The 16,915-nt window shown below is 65.0% G+C and carries 14 protein-coding genes and 1 pseudogene; 5 read left to right on the top strand and 10 right to left on the bottom strand.

Features of this window, described 5'->3' with window-relative positions:
- Window positions 1-5: 5 nt before the first annotated feature.
- Entirely contained in the window at window positions 6-1,478 is a 1,473-nt protein-coding gene (locus EL272_RS01385) for a cytochrome ubiquinol oxidase subunit I (protein WP_061787302.1), read from the bottom strand.
- 136 nt (window positions 1,479-1,614) lie between these two features.
- Between EL272_RS01385 and EL272_RS01390 the strand changes: the two genes are divergently transcribed.
- Together EL272_RS01390 and EL272_RS15605 are read left to right on the top strand one after the other, a co-directional pair.
- The gene (locus EL272_RS01390; protein WP_061787301.1) at window positions 1,615-1,947 is read left to right on the top strand and encodes a BlaI/MecI/CopY family transcriptional regulator; all 333 of its coding nucleotides are present in this window, start codon (window positions 1,615-1,617) and stop codon (window positions 1,945-1,947) included.
- Between the two features lie 296 nt (window positions 1,948-2,243).
- Window positions 2,244-2,690, top strand: a pseudogene (locus tag EL272_RS15605) (IS3 family transposase); the annotation flags it as partial.
- 183 nt (window positions 2,691-2,873) lie between these two features.
- Here EL272_RS15605 and EL272_RS01400 read toward each other — a convergent pair.
- A complete protein-coding gene (locus EL272_RS01400; RefSeq protein ID WP_014845417.1) occupies window positions 2,874-3,200 on the bottom strand; it encodes a Rieske (2Fe-2S) protein in 327 nt (108 codons plus the stop codon).
- Complete coding sequence (locus EL272_RS01405; protein ID WP_014845418.1) at window positions 3,197-3,718, bottom strand: TetR/AcrR family transcriptional regulator; 522 nt, start codon at window positions 3,716-3,718, stop codon at window positions 3,197-3,199. The genes EL272_RS01400 and EL272_RS01405 overlap by 4 nt, the downstream gene beginning before the upstream one ends.
- A gap of 77 nt (window positions 3,719-3,795) precedes the next feature.
- Here EL272_RS01405 and EL272_RS01410 point away from each other — a divergent pair, with 77 nt between their 5' ends.
- Window positions 3,796-4,224: a hypothetical protein gene (locus EL272_RS01410; protein WP_014845419.1), complete on the top strand. Its 429-nt coding sequence runs from the start codon at window positions 3,796-3,798 to the stop codon at window positions 4,222-4,224.
- A gap of 19 nt (window positions 4,225-4,243) precedes the next feature.
- Window positions 4,244-4,831: a hypothetical protein gene (locus tag EL272_RS01415; RefSeq protein ID WP_041697006.1), complete on the top strand. Its 588-nt coding sequence runs from the start codon at window positions 4,244-4,246 to the stop codon at window positions 4,829-4,831.
- 1,173 nt (window positions 4,832-6,004) lie between these two features.
- Here EL272_RS01415 and EL272_RS01430 read toward each other — a convergent pair.
- From EL272_RS01430 to pta, 7 genes are all read right to left on the bottom strand, one after another.
- Entirely contained in the window at window positions 6,005-6,769 is a 765-nt protein-coding gene (locus EL272_RS01430; protein WP_061787297.1) for a GAD-like domain-containing protein, read from the bottom strand.
- A 150-nt stretch (window positions 6,770-6,919) separates the two neighbouring features.
- Complete coding sequence (locus tag EL272_RS01435; RefSeq protein ID WP_061787296.1) at window positions 6,920-8,626, bottom strand: FAD-binding oxidoreductase; 1,707 nt, start codon at window positions 8,624-8,626, stop codon at window positions 6,920-6,922.
- Complete coding sequence (locus EL272_RS01440) at window positions 8,623-9,441, bottom strand: lysophospholipid acyltransferase family protein (protein ID WP_014845425.1); 819 nt, start codon at window positions 9,439-9,441, stop codon at window positions 8,623-8,625. The genes EL272_RS01435 and EL272_RS01440 overlap by 4 nt, the downstream gene beginning before the upstream one ends.
- Window positions 9,442-9,444: 3 nt before the next feature.
- On the bottom strand, window positions 9,445-10,221 hold the full coding sequence (locus EL272_RS01445) for an SDR family NAD(P)-dependent oxidoreductase (protein ID WP_061787295.1): 777 nt from the start codon (window positions 10,219-10,221) through the stop codon (window positions 9,445-9,447).
- Window positions 10,222-10,358: 137 nt separating this feature from the next.
- A complete protein-coding gene (locus tag EL272_RS01450) occupies window positions 10,359-11,339 on the bottom strand; it encodes a 5'-nucleotidase (RefSeq protein ID WP_061787294.1) in 981 nt (326 codons plus the stop codon).
- 553 nt (window positions 11,340-11,892) lie between these two features.
- Window positions 11,893-13,077: an acetate kinase gene (locus EL272_RS01455; RefSeq protein ID WP_014845430.1), complete on the bottom strand. Its 1,185-nt coding sequence runs from the start codon at window positions 13,075-13,077 to the stop codon at window positions 11,893-11,895.
- A 72-nt stretch (window positions 13,078-13,149) separates the two neighbouring features.
- Window positions 13,150-15,210, bottom strand: a complete 2,061-nt coding sequence (gene pta, locus EL272_RS01460) for a phosphate acetyltransferase (protein WP_014845432.1) — start codon at window positions 15,208-15,210, stop codon at window positions 13,150-13,152.
- Window positions 15,211-15,414: 204 nt separating this feature from the next.
- On the opposite strand from pta, the gene aspA reads away from it, so the two are divergent.
- Entirely contained in the window at window positions 15,415-16,830 is a 1,416-nt protein-coding gene (aspA, locus tag EL272_RS01465) for an aspartate ammonia-lyase (RefSeq protein ID WP_061787293.1), read from the top strand.
- The last annotated feature ends 85 nt before the right edge of the window (window positions 16,831-16,915 follow it).

A 16,915-nucleotide genomic window follows, 5' to 3' on the forward strand; every position in this document is an offset into this window, starting at 1 on the left:
CCAGCTCAGTACGCGAAGGACATTGGGGCGTCGGGATCCTCGGAGACCTTCGGTTCGGTCACCTCGGGCAGACCCTTGGCCGTGTAGCGGAGGAACAGGCCGACCTCGATCACCGCCAGCAGGCCGTACAGCAGCGTGTAGACGATCAGCGAGAACAACACGTCACCCGCGCTCGTGGTGGGGGAGATGCCCGCCTCGGTGGGCATGACGCCCGCCACCAGCCAGGGTTGGCGTCCCATCTCGGTGAAGATCCAGCCGAACGAGATCCCGAGCAGCGGCAGCAGCGGCATCGCGGCCATCAGCGTCGTCCACAATTTCGACGGTTTGGGGGTGCGGCCCTTGCGGATCACCCACAGCAGGTAGATCCCGATCAGCAGGCCGAGACCACCGAAGACCATCATCATGCGGAACGACCAGTAGGTGACGTTCACGTCCGGGATCGGGTTGATGCCGCCGTATCTTCCGGCGAGCTGCTCGGCGTACTGGGACTGGAGTTTCGTCTGCGACCCGTCCTGCAGCGAGTAGCCGTGCCGGGCGTACCGCTCGCGGATGGTGTCGATGCCCTTGATCTGCGGCACCCCGGCGATGATCGACAGGATGTTCGGGACCTTGATGTCGACGACGGTGCCGGTCTGGTCGGTGTTGGGCAGGGTCAGCAGCGAGAAGTCGCCGGTGTCCTCGAAGGCCCCCTCGGCGGCGGCGATCTTCGACGGTTGGAGCTGCGTGATGGCCTTGGCCTGCGCGTCGCCGGTGTAGAAGGTGAGGGCGGAACCGGCGATCAGGACCCAGGCGCCGAACTTCGTCGCCCACCGGTAGGTGGCCGCGTCCTCCTCGGAGACTCCCGGCCTTGCCAGGTGCCAGGCGGAGATGCCCGCGATCAACCCGCCCGCGACCATGTAGGAGGCGAAGATGACGTGCGGCAGCGCGGACAGCAGCAGCGGGTTGGTCAGGACCTCCAGGAACCCGCCCACGCCGTCGAGCTCGGCGCGTCCCAGCTCGGAGTTGAACTTGGTGCCCACCGGGTTCTGCATCCAGGAGTTCGCGGCCAGGATGAACACCGACGACAGCATGGTGCCGATGGCAGCGGCGTAGATGCAGGCCAGGTGGATCTTCTTCGGCAGCTTGTCCCAGCCGAAGATCCACAGCCCCAGGAAGGTGGATTCGAGGAAGAAGGCGATCAGGGCCTCCAGGGCCAGGGGCGCACCGAAGACGTCGCCGACGAAGCGGGAGTACTCCGACCAGTTCATCCCGAACTGGAACTCCTGGACGATGCCCGTCACCACTCCCAGGGCGAAGTTGATCAGGAACAGCTTCCCGAAGAACTTCGTCAGCCGTAGGTACCGCTCCTTGCCGGTGCGCACCCAGAACGTCTGAAGTACCGCCACGAGCATCGACATCGCGATCGTGATCGGTACGAAGAGAAAATGGTAGACGGTGGTGATTCCAAATTGCCACCGTGCTATTGCGACGGGGTCCATGGGCGGAACCTACTACTCCGGAATGACATTTTCAAGATGACGACAAGTTGTCCCGATGGCTTTGTCGAGAACAATTGGCCGGGGTGGTTCCGAGTGGCGTCGTGAAGAGTCCGTCGGTGGCCCGTAGAATGCCCCCATGATGGCCCGGGGTGAGCTGGAACGGCAGGTGATGGTGCTGCTGTGGCGGGCCGGTGAGCCGCTCACCGTCGCCGATGTTCAGGGCCTGTTGATTCGCGACCGGGACCTGGCATACACCACCGTAATGACGGTGTTGGATCGGCTCGCGAAGAAAGGCCTTGCCAGACGGGAAAGGCGCGGCCGGGCCTGGTGCTACGAGCCCACCGACCCGCAGTCGGTGGTGCTGGCCCGCGAGATGGCCGGCCTGCTCCGCGACGTTCCCGCCGAGGTTCGCGACGAGGCCCTGCGGCTTTTGTCCGAGTCGTTGTCCCTGCCTTCCCCCACCCCCTGACCGGGCGCACATCATGTCATTCGGAAAGATTTTGTGGCGTATACGGTACAAAAACTTTCGTGATGTCGCACAAAGCTTCAACGGGGCGTTCTTGACGTTCGTTAAGAACTACGGATCGTAGTAATCAAATACGACAATGAGTAGTAGAAATGGCGGTGTTTTCCACAGGCGGGAGGCGACGTGGAGAATCTCGGTTTCCGCTGCTCATGATGAAGATGTGACCTCCAGAACCGTCCTTCCCGGATCACTCCGTCTCCGCGCGCATGCCACTCCCCGGTGAAGCCGAAACCATCTTGCCCACGGCCGGGCAGCTGCGGGATGAGGCGTTGTTGGTGAAGATTTGTCGGGTCCACAAGGCCGGCTACGTGGTTTACGGCGCCCGGAGGGTGTGGCTGCAGTTGAACCGGGAGGGTATCCCGGTGGCGTGCTGCACTGTCGAGCGCCTGATGGTGGCTGCTGGCCTGGTGCACCACTGGGATCGCGGGGTGCAATACGCGTCGATCACCTTGTCCGAACGGTTCACTGAGACCGGGATCGCCGCCTTCGTCGGTGCAGTCGGATCGTGCTGGGACAACGCCTTGGCCGAGATGATCAACGGGCTCTGCATGACCGAGCTGATCAAACCGTGCAAACCCTGGCGCAGCGTCGATGATGTCGAGTTCGCCACCGCTGATTGGGTCGACTGGTACAACCACCGCCGCCTTTGCCAGTACTGCGGTGACATGTCACCCGTTGACTTCGAAACCCGTCAACGCGGTCATCTCTACGATCTTCGCCCAGACCAGTTCCGAGGCCGTCTGCGACACCTACCGCCAGGTCACCGCCTCCATGGAGAACTCGTTCGCCGGTTTGCGCCATTGCATCGTTGCGTGGTGAGGGCACCGCCCTTTCAGGGTCTCATCCCGATCCAGGGATACTCGTACCGTCTAGCCAGTGATGACTAGACGGTCACCTCTCACCTCCACCTTGGCCTCCTTCAGGGGGCGCTCAGCGGGACCGCACAGCGGATGACCGTCCGACAGCGCGAACACGCTGCCGTGCGCAGGGCAGCGGATGCCTTCGCTGGTCACCTCGTTCACGGGGCGCATCTGGTGCGTGCAGTTCTTGCGGAAAGCATGGAAAGCACCCTCCGTGGGCTGGGTCACGACGTAGGGGCCGTTGGTGAGGACGATGCCCCCGCCGACGGGGACATCGGCAATATCAACCTTGGTGCCGGGCGTCAGCGCGTTCGACAGACTTTCGAGAAAACTCATGATCTCTCCGATTCGAGTGCTTGGGTGAAATAGGTCTCGAACGACTCCCGTCGCCCCGCCGCGTACCACTGCTCCAGGCTGGTGAAGTAGACGCCGAAAACCAGACTCCGCACCTCTACCGAGGTGCGGAGAGGATCATTGCCCTGCTCCACGAGGGTGGAGACCAGTTGAGAGCTCAGCTGGTCCAGGGTGGCCAGCACCGCACACCGTACGTCCGGCTCCTCGATCACCCACTTGAGTCCCCGCCATTCGTTACCGGCGATCAGAGTGAGAATGTCCTCAGCCAAGTGGCTGCGGCGCACCGTCCCCAGGTCCAGATGATCTTCGGTCGGCAGAGCGGTGAACAGCCCCTCCTTCGTCTGGAAGAGCCGGTAGAAGGTCGACGGTGCGACCTCTGCCGCGTGGGTGATCTCGGTGATCGTGACCTCGCGGTATCCCTTCTCTTCGAAGAGGCCAAACGCGACGTCTTGGATGTGCTCCATTGTCAACCGACGGTTGCGTTCCCTGAGTGAGGCCATGGACAAAGCTTAGCAAAGTTGCTACCGTATCGGTAGTACAACCGAACATGGGAGTTACTACTCAATTAGGAGGAGTTATGTCAAAGTTCACTCCCGCAGTTGCCTACAGCGGTGCCGCCGTCTCGGCGGCCCTCGCTGTCCTCGCGATCGTTGACCAGACGAGCGCGCACTGGACCCGAAGGGACGTGGCGAGTCACTACGGGAGTCACGGCTTGGACCCGGATCCCAACCTGCTGACGATCCTCCTCGCGGTCTCGTTCCTCTGTGCAGCGCTTCTTTTCGCTCTGGGAGTGCGTGCTCAGTCGCGTGGCAAGAAGGGTGCCGCTCGCGGGCTGGCGATCACCATCGCGGTCTGCGGTCTTGCCTTCGCCACCCTGGCGACGTTCTCGTCCGAATATGGCGGGCCGGTGCTGGTCATGTTCTGGCGTGTGCTGCCGTGGGTTGTCCCCATGATCGCCGTCGCCGATCTGATGACGATCAAGTCATCAACCCGCCCTGCGGCCTGATGTGCCCAGCGCTTCCATCATGCTCGAGCAGTTCTTTCGCGCCCTGAGTGACTTCACAGCGGCGCAGCCGCCCGCTTTGCAGTGGCTGGCTGTGTTTGTGGGTGGTGCGTTGCCGTTTGTCGAGTCGTACTACGGCGCTGTTATCGGTGTGATCGTCGGCGTTCATCCAATTGCCGCGATCTTGTGTGCCATCGCAGGGAATATCGCCTCCACCACGGGGTGCATCGCCGTAGCGCGCGCTACGCATGCGCGCCGACTTCGGCGTGCGGCAGAGGGATTTCGGCGGGCAGCCCCGGGCGTCCCCGGTTCTGGTGACGGGGCGGCGGACGTTTCCGAGGTGGCTGCCGCTGGGACTGACGTGCCTCAGGTGAAGGCGCTCACGAAGGGGTTGAAGAACCCCAAACTTCGGAGGCGCTTCGAGAAGTACGGCGTCCCGGGGGTGTGCCTGGGTAGTCAGACCATTATGCCGAGCCAGATCACCGCAGTGATGCTGATGGGGCTGGGGGCTTCGACGTGTGACGTGACGCGCTGGCAGTGTCTCTCTATCGCCATTTGGGGTATCGCCTATGGGTCGCTGGCGGCGTTGGGGATGGGGCTCCTCACTTAACTACCTGCTGCTGGTGGCATGAACTGTTATGTGGCTCTCAGCATTGATTCATCGCCAGATTCCAAACACTTGGATAACACGAGATCTTCCCGGCGGTGTCATGAGGTCGTAGCAACAGTGCTTGTCAGAGAGGGGATTGTTGGTGCGGCGTGTCGCGCGTCAGGCTATGTGGCAGGGCTGTTGTGTAGGTCTTGAAGGGGAGCCTGGGCATGGGGAGGCCTTCCTTGGTTCCGGTGGAGAAGAAGACCTGGATCGTGTTGAGTGTGTTGGCTGGTGGGACTGCTCTGGTGGCCGGTAGGTCCGGGTCCTGGTTCCAGGAGGCGCATCTGGGGGTCTGGGTGTGGAAGAAGTCGGTTGAGGGTCGGCTGGGCTCTTCGGGGACCTTGAGGTGATTCGTGTGAGGGGCGGGTGTGTCGATCGTGAGGTTCTGCCAGCTCGTTTGACATGCCTGAGCGGACCTGGCGCCGTTGGTGGGCCAAGGCCCGCAGCGGGGCACGGGCCAGGGGTCCTTGGCTGCAAATCGGCATGGCGGGCTGTCAAGGAGTTGGTTCGGAAGCATGGGCTGGTTCATCCGGCGTGGAGGCATCGGAGGATCTGGGTGATGGTCCGCCGTGACGGGCATGTGTTCTTTGAGGCGAGTGTGCTGCGCGTCCTGTGTGACGAGGGGTTGATCCTGCCCGTGGAGTATCAGCGGGAGATGTTTGGCCGCCCGCTGGTGGAGGCCAGCCCGGTCGATCCCGAGGCCGGGAAGCTGTTGCCCGTGGTGACCATCGTGACAAACAACGGTGGGTCGTTTTGGTCCTTACCGTTTCGAGTCGTTCATCGCCGCCCACCTCGGGCTGGTCCATGTGTGCTCCCGAGTGAGGACGCCCGGTCGGAACGGTTCTCGTGAGCGCGGTTTCGGCACGCTGACCTACGAGCGGCTCTGCCTTGATGAGATCGACGACGTGCTCCTCCCGGGTGAAGGGCCCCCACTTCACCACATCATCTACAAAAGCACCGTTCTGGAGTGCTTTGCCTAGTCGGAAACCATCGGTGGCCGCCAACCCAGTGGTCTCGGTGATGACAGAAGCAGCAACCCACGCCCCCGCCGCTGCTGCCCCTACTGCTGCTGCGGTTCCCGCTGCTGCTCCTGCTACGGGGAGAAGACTCATACCAAACTCCTGCGTGATTTTACTGGTTGAAGGTGATGGGTTTCCCGGTGGCGGGATCCACCACCCCCTGAGCAGCAAGAAGATCAGCGATCTCACCACCGAAGGCGGCCAGCATGTCAGGTCTCATGGTGGGTTGGGTGCTCTGCCCCAGAAACGCCACATGCGCCACCGCAGGCTCAACAGCAAGCATCGAGGCTTCCATACGACCCGACAGGCAGTAGGCCGGCACCAGGGCAAACACCTCATCCGCGGCGAGTGACCCGAACCGTTCAAACCCGACATCCACCAACGACCGGCCCGTCACATCATCCTCCACACCCCCATCCTCCGAAGGGATGAGCAGCTCATCGCAGCCCATGCGTTCCCGCATCATCGGATCAGCCATGTCCCGCTGCACCGACCCATTCGGCGAGAACGCTCCCAACACCGACTTGATCGCCAGTGCTGGTCCTGAGACTTCTCCCCACAGTTGCATGCTGCCCATGGGGGTGCGGGTGATGCACCACCACCGCTGAGGAGGGAAGGGTAGCTCCATCCCCTCCAGCCACGACTCCACCGCCGGTGCCCACTCCAGCGGGTTCGTGATCCAGTTCCTCCCCTCAGCGAGACCATCGAACCCGATGGTCCGCCACACCTGCAATGTCGAGGCCGGGAAGATTCCCTCGAAGTACTCCAACACCTCCGGGGAAGCCGCTTCACCCACCCCCAGTGGGCCACCCCGATACTCAAACGACTCCGCCAGCCTCTCCTCCACCCAGCCCGGGTCACACCGTAGCTCAACCATGACCACAAACTACCGGGGACTGTCCTCAGCCCAAGCCGGTTCAGACTGTGGCCGGGGTCCGGCTACCAGGTGTCGGTGGTAGTTTCGGGTCAGCTGTGCGCTTCGCTCACGTGCTGGTTCAACCGGCTTCGGGGAAAACCGGTTGCGACCTCAGGCGTCTCGGGAGTTCGACGAGATGCCCGGCCTGCCCTCGTGGACGATCTTGCCGGGATTCAGGTTGCGGCCCGGGTCGACGCCCTCGAACAGCGTCCGCTGAATGAAAACGCCCGCCGGGGAGATGTCCTGATCCATCCAGGGAGAGTGTTCCTCACCGACCCCGTGGTGGTGCGAGACCGTGCCGCGGCAATCCATGAACGACTGCTGGATGGCCCGTTTGACGGCGTCGTAGGTGTCCATGGCGCCGTCGGAATCGTCGGCTATGGCGAAGGTGAAGTACTGGCAGGCGCCCGAGTGGTAGGAGTGCGACAGGTGACAGAACACCGTTCCCCTGACCCCCCGCTCCTCGATGGCCTTCAGGGCGGCGGCGACGGTTCTGGTGTGGATCTCGACGGCGTAGCGCCACGGCGTGGAGGTCTCGGAGACGTCGCAGATCATGCCGTGGTCCAGCATGAAATCGCGGATGTAGGGGGTGTCGTACTTCTTCTGGTCGTAGAGGGTGCCCGGCCCCTTGCCGACCCCCAGCCCGCCGTTGGCGCGCACGATCTTGCCGATGAGCCCTTTCTCGTAGGTGACGTGGTTCGCGGACCCCTCGAAACCGACGAAGGCCATGGCGATCTGCTCCAGGTCCCAGCCCTTGGCCAGCATGATCTTCTCGATGCCCTTGCTGAGCAGCGACGACAGCTTCGAGGAGCGTTTCCCGTTGGCCATGATGTACTGCGTCTCGATGGCGTCCGAGACGCGGGCCATCATGACGGAGGCGTCGGAGGAGACGATCTGCTCGCACGCCTTCAACCCGTCCTCGTAGGTGGGGAAGAAGTAGGCCTGGATTTCCCGCACCTCGGGGATGCGGTGCACGTTCACCCACGCGGAGGTGATGATCCCGAGGCGCCCCTCCGAACCCAGCACCATCTCGCGCACGCTCGGGCCGGAGGACGTCGACGGCAGCGGCCGCAGCGACAGGATCTGGCCGGGCATCACCATTCGCAGGCCGCGGCAGATGTCTGCTATGTCGCCGTACTTGTCGGACTGCATACCGGAGCTGCGGGTGGCGATCCACCCGCCCAGCGTCGACCACACGAACGAGTCGGGGTGGTGTCCCATCGTCCAGCCGCGGGCCTGGAGCTGTTCCTCCATGTCGGGGCCGAACACGCCCGCCTGGATGTGCGCCAGCCCGGACTGTTCGTCGATGGCGAGAACCTGGTTCATCCGTCCCAGGTTCACCGAGACCACCTGCCGCTGCTCGCCGGGTTCGGCCTCCAGGGCGGCGACGATGTTGGAGCCGCCACCGAACGGGATCACGACCGCGTCGGCCGCCACCACCGCGTCGACGATCCGCGCCACCTCGTCCTCGTTGGCGGGATAGACCACCACGTCGGGCAGCCGGCCGAAGTCGCCGGCGCGCACCCGCATCAGGTCGCGGACCCCCTTCCCGAGGCCGTGGATGACGCGGGTCTCGTCGTCGGACTGCACGTATTCGGCGCCGGAGATCCCGACCAGTGTGTCGCGCAGCTCCTTCTCCAGCCGCGACGGCGGGACGTCCAGGTCCGAGAGCTTCGGCAGTGGGGCGACGGGGGCGTTGATGTCGACGCCGACCAGTTTCTTCACGAAGGGAGCGAACTTCGGTTTGTCGTCGTGATGGTACGAACGGCCCTCCTCGCCCCAACCCCACCACTTGTGCTGCTTGACGCCGTCAATCATTGGTCCTCCTGGTGATCCTGCTGGTCGGCACGGGCCCGGGCATCCTCCGCCAGGGCGGTGATCTCGGTTTTCGCCGCCTTCTCCAAGGCGGCGGCTCGGGCGTACTCGTCGAGGGTTTTGGCCCCGTAGGCGCGGGCCGTGGTGTCGTGGAGTTCAAGCACCTGGCGGCGCATCCGTTCGTTGAACTCGTGGGCGATCTCGCCGGGCCGTGGTCTCAACGGCCGCCCGATGACGACGTGCACCACGGGACGTCCCTTGGGGAGGTGTTTCTGGCTGCTCGGCCAGGCAGCGTGCGCGCCGATCAGGGCGATCGGGACGGCTGGGATCTGCCGGGAGATGCACAGCGCCGCCACGCCCGGTTTGAACGGGGCCATCGCGCCCGTGCGGGAACGCGACCCCTCCGGGTAGATCAGCAGCGGCACCCCGGCGTCGAGAAGCGCCGCCGACATGCCCCTGACGTTGCGTTTCTTCGATTCCTTGTCCTTGCCCCGGTCGATGGGGTAGCCGTTGAAGAACAGCGACATCGGCCCGGCCTTCCACCACTTGTCGTAGAAGTAGTCGCGTGCCGCGCCCGCCGCCAGGTATTTCGAGATCCGGTTCGGCAACGCTCCGTAGATCAGGGGGGTGTCCAGGTGGGAGGAGTGGTTGGCGAACACCACGCAGGGCGCCTCCAGGCCTTCGAGGTTCGCCTTGCCGTGGACGTGGACGCGCAACAGCCGCCACATCGTCGGTTTCAGCAGCAGCATCTGCGCGGCCTGGCGGGTGGATGCATTCAGTTTGGAGGCGTGCTTGCCCGGTTTCGGGACCTTCGCCATGTCTCAGCGCTTCCTTCTGCTAGCGGACAGCTTTCGGGAGAACCAGCGGATGAATTTCCGAGGTCCGTGATCCGCGATGAACAACGACGCCTTCCAGCGTTTCGTCGGGACCGATTCGATGCGGCCCTTCTCGACGTCCCGCAGGCACTGCTTGACCAGGTTGTCTGCGTCGATCCACACGAACGACGGCAGGCTCGTGGCACTGATCCCCGCGCGCTGGTGGAACTCGGTGCGAACCCAGCCGGGCAGCAGCGTCGTCACCGTGACCCCGGTGCCGCTGAGCTCCAACGCCAGGCCCGTCGACCAAGTGCGCGCCCAAGCCTTGATGGCGGAGTAGTTGCCGGTGAAGATCGCGCCCGATGTGGAGGCGACGTTGACGATCCGGCCCCGGCCCCGCGCCTTCATGGCCCGGCCCGCGGCGCCGCCGAGGATCAGCATCGCCAGGCACATCACATCCATGGCGCGCTCGTGGAGTTCGATCTGGGAGGCGTCGATCAGCGAGGCGTGCAACCCGAAACCGGCGTTGTTGACGAGCATGTCGACGGGCTCGGTCTCGGATTCGAGGCGTTGCGCCACCCTCATCACGTCGTCGCGGACGGACAGGTCGGCGGGCAGCACCTCCACTTCTATTCCGTGCACCTCCGACAAGTCCGCGGCGGTGGTCTCCAGGCGGTCGTGGTTCCGGGCGACGAGCACCAGGTCGGTTCCTCGGGCGGCAAGTTCCTTGGCGAAGGCGTTGCCTATGCCGGCGGTCGCGCCCGTGATCAGTGCTCGTGCCATGGGGCAACGCTATCCCTCCCGGGCAAGCGGTGGGAAGTGCGCAACGGGGACGATGAACGCTACATCACGGGCCTAGTCGGGTTCCCACAAACCGGGGGCTTTCGCCTTGTCGTTTTCCTTGCCCGTCCGGTGGTCCCTCAGGCGGTGATGTCGAGGACCTCCTCCGGTGCGGCGCGGCGGGCGCGGCGCGGCGCACCGGAGACCGGGGCGGGACCGGCGTCGGCCTCGTTGGCCACCCCGAAGGGGACGTGTACCGACGGGGTGCGCAGGGCCCGGTCCAGGTGCTGACGCTGGTCGTCGAAGAACAGGTGGGGGTTCAGCACCTCCAGGATGGGGGCCTTCGGCAGGCCACCGAGGAAGAAGGCGTCGTCCACCTTGAGACCCCAGGCGCGGAGACTGTTCACGGCGCGTTCGTGTGCAGGTGCCGAACGGGCGGTCACCAGCGAGATGCGCAGCCGGGGTTCGTATCCCGAATCCCGCGACTTCAGCGTCGTCTCCTCCTCCTGGATGCGGTTCAGGCCCGCCAGGAAGGGAGCCAGGGGACCGGGGGAGAGGGGGACGTCGGCCAGTTCGGCCTCGCGCAGGGCGTAGCGTCCCATGCCCTCCTGGCGGAACACACGCTCCGAGGAGTCGTCGGCCAGGACGCCGTCGAAGTCGAAGGCGACCCGCAGTTCCCTGCCGACCTCGGGCATTGAACTGCCGCGCAGCACCGTGCCCGCCGGGTGCCCGGCCGCCAGGGCCTCGGAGACATCGTCGTGATTGGCCGACAGGAACAGCGACATCTCCAGCGCGGGCATGAACTCGAAAGCGGAACGCCCCTCCCGGAATGCCGCCCGGGTGATCGGCAGCCCCGCCGAGCTGATGGAACGCATCACCCGCAGCCCGGATTCGGCGCTGTTGCGGGACAGCACGATCACGTCCACCGCCTCGGCCAGCACGTCGTTGAGCCCGAGGAGACGGCGGATGAACGGCAGCGCGGGGCCGGCCGGCAGCGGCTGGTCCAGGCGCTCTTCCTGGTGTTCGCGATAGGCGGCGACGCCCTGCTCCCGGAACACGCGATCCGATTCGGTCAGGTCGAACAGCGCGCTGCTCGCCACGCCGATGGTCAGCAAGGTCATGCCGGACCTCCATTGACAAAAGTTTGGGGAAGTGTCGGCCAGAATACAGGCAAATACGCCCCAAAGTTAGCTCGCGGGGCAGGGTCGGAGTGTCGCTGATGGCCGCTCGGGGACCATTCGAAGCCGGTTGCGCCAGCTCGTGAGCGTTCCTTCTTTGAAGTTGGTTGAGCCAGCTTGTGAGCGAAGCGAGCGGCTGTGTCGAAACCATCTGGTGGTCGGGAGGTGGACTCGTCCACGGGTCCTTGGGTGTCCTCGCCGTGGTTTCGACTCGACCGGCTCGCTGGCGCTCGCTGGTCGGCTCAACCAGCTTCAATGAGGGCAAAGCTGGTTGGGTCAGCTTGTGGGCGTTCCTTCTTTGAAGTTGGTTGAGCCAGCTTGTGAGCGAAGCGAGCGGCTGTGTCGAAACCATCTGGTGGTCGGGAGGCGGACTCGTCCACGGGTCCTTGGGTGTCCTCGCCGTGGTTTCGACTCGACCAGCTTCAAAGAAAGCCAATGCTGGTTGAGCCAGCTCGTGGACGAGCAGGCCGGCTCAACCAGCTTTGGGAAGGGTCCCTCAGGCCCCGATGATGCGCAGGGTGTCCTGGGCCATGGCAAGTTCCTCGTTGGTGGGGACCACGAGGATCTTGACGGGGGAGTCGGGGGTGGAGATCACGCGCGGTTCCTTGGCGCGCACCGCGTTCTTCTCCTCGTCGATGACCAGGCCGAGGTGACGCAGCCGGTTGGAGGCCTCGCGGCGTACGAGGGAAGCGTTTTCGCCGATGCCCGCGGTGAACACCACCGCGTCCACCCCTCCCAGCACCGCGATGTAGGCGCCGATGTAGCTGATCAGGCGGTGGATGTAGACGTCCATCGCCAGGCGTGCTTCGGCGTCGCCCGCGTCGATCCGGGCCTCGACGTCGCGCATGTCGGTGTGGCCGCACATGCCGCCCATGCCGGACTGCTTGTTCAGCAGCGTGTCGATCTCGTCGATGGAATAGCCCTTGTCGGAGAGGAACTTGAAGATGCCCGGGTCGATGTCACCGGAGCGGGTGCCCATCACGAGCCCCTGCAGCGGGGTCAGGCCCATCGACGTCTCCACCGCCTGACCGCCGTCGACCGCCGAAATGGAGGCGCCGTTGCCGAGGTGGCAGACGATGACCTTCAGTTCCTCGACGGGACGCCCCAGCACCTCTGCGGCCTTCTTCGACACGTACGAGTGCGAGGTGCCGTGGAAGCCGTAGCGGCGCAACTCGTACTTCTTCGCGACCTCCCGGTCGATGGCGTAGGTGTAGGCCTCGGCGGGCAGCTTCGCGAAGAAGGCGGTGTCGAAGATCGCGACGTGCGGCACGTCGGGCAGCAGCGCCATCGCGGCCTCGATGCCCGCGATCCCCGGGGGGTTGTGCAGCGGCGCCAAGGCCTGCAGCTCCACCAGTTTCGCGATCACCTCGTCGGTGATGAGCGTGGACTCCTGGAAAGTGGAGCCGCCGTGGACGGTGCGGTGACCGACGGCCCGGACCCCGTCGAGGGACGGCCCGTGCTTCCCGAAGGCCGCGACCACCGCGGCAAACGAGGCGGTGTGGTCGGGGAACGGCTGCTCCTCGACGAACTCCTGCCCGTCGACCTCGTGCTTCAGTTTCCCGACGTCCTGCCCGATCCGCTCGACGATGCCGACCGCCAAGGGGCTCTGCGTCTCCGGGTCGAAGAGCTGGTACTTCATGGACGAGGAGCCGCAGTTGAGCAGCAGGATGTGACTGGACACAGGTTCTTTCCTTGGGGGTCGGTATCGGACAGGGTTCAGGACTTCAGGACTACTTCAGGACGGCGCGGGGGTTCAGTCCGTCTGGGCCTGGATGGCGGTGATGGTGATCGTCGAGACGATGTCATCGACCAGCGCGCCACGGGACAGGTCGTTGACGGGTTTGCGGAGCCCCTGGAGAACGGGACCGATGGCCACGGCACCGGAGGTGCGCTGCACGGCCTTGTAGGTGTTGTTGCCGGTGTTGAGGTCCGGGAAGATGAACACCGTCGCGCGCCCCGCGACCTCCGAGCCCGGCATCTTCTTGGCCGCCACCACCTCGTCGACGGCCGCGTCGAACTGGATCGGGCCCTCCACCTTGAGTTCGGGCGCCTTCTCGCGGACGAGGTTGGTGGCCTCGCGCACGCTGTCGACATCGGCGCCGAAACCCGAGGTGCCCGTCGAGTAGGACAGCATCGCGATGCGCGGTTCAATGCCGAAGCTGACGGCGGTCTGCGCCGAGGAGATCGCGATGTCCGCGAGCTGCGCGGGCGTCGGATCGGGGTTGACGGCGCAGTCGGCGTAGACCACCACGCGGTTGCTCATGGCCATCAGGAAGGAACCGGAGACCACGGAGACACCCGGTTTGGTCTTCACGAACTCCAGCGACGGGCGGATGGTGTTGGCGGTGGTGTTCACCGCACCCGAAACCATGCCGTCGGCCATGCCGAGGTGCACCATCATCGTGCCGAAGTAGGACAGGTCCGCCAGTTTCTCGCGGGCCGCATCCAGGGTGACACCCTTGTGGGCGCGCAGCTTCGCGTACTCGGCGGCGAACTTTTCCAGCAGTTCCGGGTCCTTGGGGTCGACGACGGTGGCGTTCGTCAGGTTGAGACCCAGCTCCGCGGCGCGGCGGGAGACGGCACCCGGATCACCGAGGAGGGTGATCTCGGCGATGTGACGTTTCAGCACCACGTCGGCGGCGGTCAGCACCCGGTCGTCGGTGGATTCGGGCAGTACGATCCGTTTCAGGTCCCTGCGGGCCATCTGCATCAGCTGGTGCTCGAACATGCTCGGGGTGCGGATCTCGGCGCGCGGCAACTCAATGGCGGTCAGCAATGCCTCCTCGTCGACGTGCCGGTCGAACAGGGCACGCACCAACTCGACCTTTCGCGGTGAGCTGGTGGCCACCCCGCTGACCTCCCGCAGCGCGACCGCGGTGGGGAAGGTGTCTTCATCGGTCATGCCGATGGGCAGGTCCACCTCGGAGTCGCTGAGCAGCGTCGCAACCGTCTCCGGGATCTCGAAACCGCCCGTCAGCAGCAGCGACGCCAGAGGCCCGTAGGTGGCGGAACGGTGCGCCATGATGAGAGCAGGCAGCAGATCGAGCCGGTCGGCGGGGACGATGACCGTGGCCTCCTTCTGGAGGCGCGGCAGCAGGTTCGGCAGGCTCATGCCCGCGATGATCGTCGTCAGCGCCTCGCGGTTCAGGCTCTCCGGTTTGCCGCGCCACAGCGTCGCGTCAACCGCCTCGAAGTGCTGGCCGACCGACGGGGCGTCGAGCACCGGATTCGCGGACAGCACCGAGACCGGGACGTCTCGCACCTCGCGCAGTGCCGAGGAGAGTTCCTCGCTGATCTCGGGTTCCGCGCGGGTCGCGATGACGGCGACGACGGTGTTGTGCCGGGCCTCGAAGGCCTCGATGGCCTCCTCCGCCATTCGGCGCACCTCGTCGACGGAGCGATCGGAGGCGCGGCACACGTACAGCACCGGCGCGTTCAGATTGGCGGCGATGAGGGCATTGTGGTCCAGCTCGGTGCCGTAGGTGAGGTCGTCGAAATCGGATCCGACGATCACGATCGCCTCGAACCGTTCCGCCAGCGCGGAGTACTTCGCGACGATGGTGTCGATGGCGGTCTCCGGATCGTTGGCCCAGTCCTCGTAGCTGACACCGACGCTGTCCTCGAAGCTCTGGTGACGCAGGGTGTTGGTGGCCAGCAATGCCGTCGTGATGCCGTCCTCCTCCAGGGACTGCACCAGCGGACGGAAGAAGCCGACCGAACGGACTTGGCGCGCGAACAACTCCAGCACGCCCAGAGCGATGGCGCTCTTGCTGACTTGCCACTCCGATGAAGCAATGTAAACGCATCTGGTCACGGACCCCAGCCTAGCGACTCGTCGGAGAACATGCGGGTCCGACTCTTCAGTAGAGCCTCCCACGTGTGGCGGCGGAATGCCCGGCTGTCTCGTGGATCGGGGAAGAAGCTGGCCCGGCACGCGCGGGCTTGGTGACTCCGGTAGCGTTGCTCTCGCCCCCTTTTCGAGGGGCTTTGACGGGAGGATAGCTCCGAAAGGAAGGCAATGTCGCGCACCGAGACCGACCTGCTTGGCGATCGTGAAGTCCCTGACGACGCCTGGTATGGCATCCACACGTTGAGGGCGATCGAGAACTTCCCCATCTCGGGGGTCACCGTGAACTCGGTCCCCGAGTTGATCCGCGGGATGGTCCTGGTGAAAAAGGCGGCGGCACTGGCGAACCGCGAACTCGGTGCCCTGCCCGGCTGGGTGGCGCGGGCGATTCTCCAGGCCTGCGACGAGGTGCTGTCCAAGGGGCGGTGCATGGATCAGTTCCCGATCGACATCTTCCAGGGCGGTGCGGGGACGTCGGTGAACATGAACACCAACGAGGTGCTGGCGAACCTGGCGCTGGAGCATCTGGGATTCTCGAAGGGCCGCTACGACATCGTCGACCCCAACGACCACGTCAACCACGGCCAGTCCACCAACGACACCTTCCCGACGGGCTTCCGGGTGGCCCTGGACCACGTGTTCGGGGAGCTGTCGCACGCGGTGGAGGACCTCTCGGATTCCTTCTACGACAAGGGCGAGGAGTTCGAGCACATCCTCAAGCTCGGGCGCACCCAGCTGCAGGACGCGGTGCCGATGACCCTGGGGCAGGAGTTCACGGCCTTCGCGGTGAACCTGGAAGAGGAACTGCGCCACCTCGACTACGCGCGGTCGCTGCTGCTGGAGATCAACCTGGGTGCTACGGCGATCGGCACCGGACTGAACGCCCCGCCCGGATACCGGGAACTGGCCGTGAAACACCTCTGCGAGATCACGGGACGGCCTTTCGTCACCGCCGCCGACCTGATCGAGGCCACCTCCGACACCGGCGCCTACGTGATGGCCCACGCGGCCTGCAAACGCCTTGCGACGAAGCTGTCGAAGATCTGCAACGACCTGCGGCTGCTCAGCTCCGGGCCGCGCGCCGGACTCAACGAGATCAACCTGCCCGCGATGCAGGCGGGCAGCTCGATCATGCCCGCCAAGGTCAACCCCGTCATTCCCGAGGTGGTCAACCAGATCACCTACAAGGTGCGCGGCAACGACTTCACCGTCGGGCTCGGGGCCGAGGCGGGACAGCTGCAGCTCAACGCCATGGAGCCGGTGATCGCACAGGCGCTGTTCGAGTCGATCCGGCTGCTCAAGTCGGGTTGCGACGTGCTGCGGACCCGCTGCATCGACGGCATCACCGCCAACAAGGACGTCTGCGAACGCTACGTGCGCGAATCAATCTCGGTAGTGACCCTCCTCAACGACTACATCGGGCACCGGGCCGGCGACGAGGTGGGCCGGGAGGCCGCCAGGTCGGGCAAATCGGTGCGCGACATCGTTCTGGAACGGGGCCTGCTGGACGAGATCACGGTGGACCGGCTGCTGTCCTTCGAGAACCTCTCCCACCCGGGGGAGCAGAAGGCCGCGGGGAAGGGCTAGGGACGCCCAACCCGGTTCTGCAGCACTCAATCCCGGAAATGCACCATTCCGGGCCGGAAAACGAGTTGAGTGCTGCGCAACCGGG

This window comes from Arachnia propionica (genome assembly GCF_900637725.1).
Taxonomy (GTDB): domain Bacteria; phylum Actinomycetota; class Actinomycetes; order Propionibacteriales; family Propionibacteriaceae; genus Arachnia; species Arachnia propionica.